Annotated in this window: 1 protein-coding gene; it reads left to right on the top strand. The window is 73.2% G+C overall.

The window, feature by feature from the left end; translation table 11 throughout:
- Nucleotides 1-81 precede the first annotated feature (81 nt).
- On the top strand, nt 82-789 hold the full coding sequence (locus ACG2DA_RS22895; RefSeq protein ID WP_395259025.1) for a hypothetical protein: 708 nt from the start codon (nt 82-84) through the stop codon (nt 787-789).
- Nucleotides 790-833: the final 44 nt, after the last annotated feature.

Raw genomic sequence — 833 nt, 5'->3', positions numbered from 1 at the left:
GCCGGGCCCGCTCGCCGCGGGGTCGCCGGGGCGGCTACCCTCGGGCGGTTCGCCCCGTCCCCCGATTCTGTAATCCGACCGATGACCGCCGCCCGCCTGACGGCTCTCGCCGCCGCCCTCCTGCTCGTCCCGTCGCTGCCGCCGGCGTTCGCTCAGAACACGACGGCGTTGAACACCAAGGCGGAGAAGCTGCAGACGGAATACGTCCGCGGGGCCGTCGAACTGGCGACGGAGTACGAGAAGGCCGGCGACCCCTCCGGGGCGATCGCCCTGCTGGAGACCGTGCAGAAGGTCGTCCCGGACAACGCGGCCCTGGAGGCGAAGCTGAAGGAGTTGCAGAACGACGTGCTCAGCGCCGGCGAGACCGTGCTGACGATCGACGCCTCGTCCGAGTGGCAGCCGGTCGCTCAGGTCCGCGAGGGCGCCGCCTTCCGGCTGGCGGCGGCGGGGTCCTACCGGATCTCGATGACCGGCAGCTCGACGGTCGACGGCCTGCCGCCCGGCGACGCCGCCGCGGGGTTGGTCTCCGAAGCCCCGCTGGGCGCCCTGATCGGGGCCTACGTCGATCCGAGCGCCGCGGCCGGCCGGAACGCCCGCGGGGGGAACCGGGACCGCGGCAAGCAGGACGAACCGAAGGTGTTCACCGTCGGGACGGGCGGGGAGATCGAACGCACCGCCGAGCGAACGGGCCTGTTGATGGTCCGCCTGAACCTGCCGGTCGGCGCCCGCCCCTCCGGCAAGCTGCGGGTGATGATGAGCGGCCAGATCACCCCCGCCAACGGGCGGTAGACGGCGCGACCGCTTGCGGTTTCGCGGGGTCCAACAGCGGTCGG

The organism is Alienimonas sp. DA493 (genome assembly GCF_043951915.1).
Classification (GTDB): domain Bacteria; phylum Planctomycetota; class Planctomycetia; order Planctomycetales; family Planctomycetaceae; genus Alienimonas.
Note: the sequence above shows the minus strand (reverse complement) of the source record. Positions and strands in the feature narration are given on the sequence as shown.